This is a genomic window from Neisseria sp. P0021.S007 (assembly GCF_051956855.1).
The window spans coordinates 1-656 of record NZ_JBQCXA010000609.1 but is presented as its reverse complement, the minus strand read 5'-3'; the positions used below and the strand labels follow the sequence as shown (position 1 = coordinate 656).

The 656-nt window shown below is 50.8% G+C and carries 1 protein-coding gene; it reads right to left on the bottom strand.

Features of this window, described 5'->3' with window-relative positions; genetic code table 11:
• Positions 1-656 (bottom strand): proton-conducting transporter transmembrane domain-containing protein (locus ACTHUR_RS14930; RefSeq protein ID WP_440399380.1); only part of this gene is annotated, 656 nt, incomplete at both ends.

Here is a 656-nt window from a genome sequence, read left to right as displayed (position 1 = left end):
CGCTTAAGACACCTGCGATAGCAAGGTAGAGTACAGGCGAATGCAGGCTGTGTGACACCATTGCCAATGCGCCGTGGAACTCTTCCTTCATGATGTGCATGGTCGGATGCGCGTCGGCATTGACAAAGATTACGTCTTTAAAGAAATCGCCGTAAAGCATAGGCTCAATGGCAACGTAGCCGATGATAACGGACGGAATGGCCAGCAGAATCAAAGGCAGGGTAACAACCAACGGGCTTTCGTGCGGATTGTCGTTTTTGCCCAAGCCGTGATGCTCTTCGCCATGATGATCGTCATGATGCTCAGGCAGGTTGCGCCATTTCTCTTCACCGTGGAACACCATAAAGTATTGGCGGAACGCGTAGAACGCAGTAACAAACACACTGGCAAGGACCGCAAAATAGGCAAAGCCACTGCCCGGCAGGGTGCTGTATTTCGCCGCTTCGATAATCGAATCTTTGGAATAGAAGCCGGAGAAGAACGGCGTACCGATCAGCGACAAGTTACCGATCAGCATGGTCAGCCAAGTAATCGGCATGTATTTTTTCAGGTTGCCCATGTGGCGCATATCTTGGTCATGGTGCATACCGATAATCGCGCTACCTGCAGCCAAGAACAGCAAGGCTTTAAAGAAAGCGTGAGTCATCACATGGAAC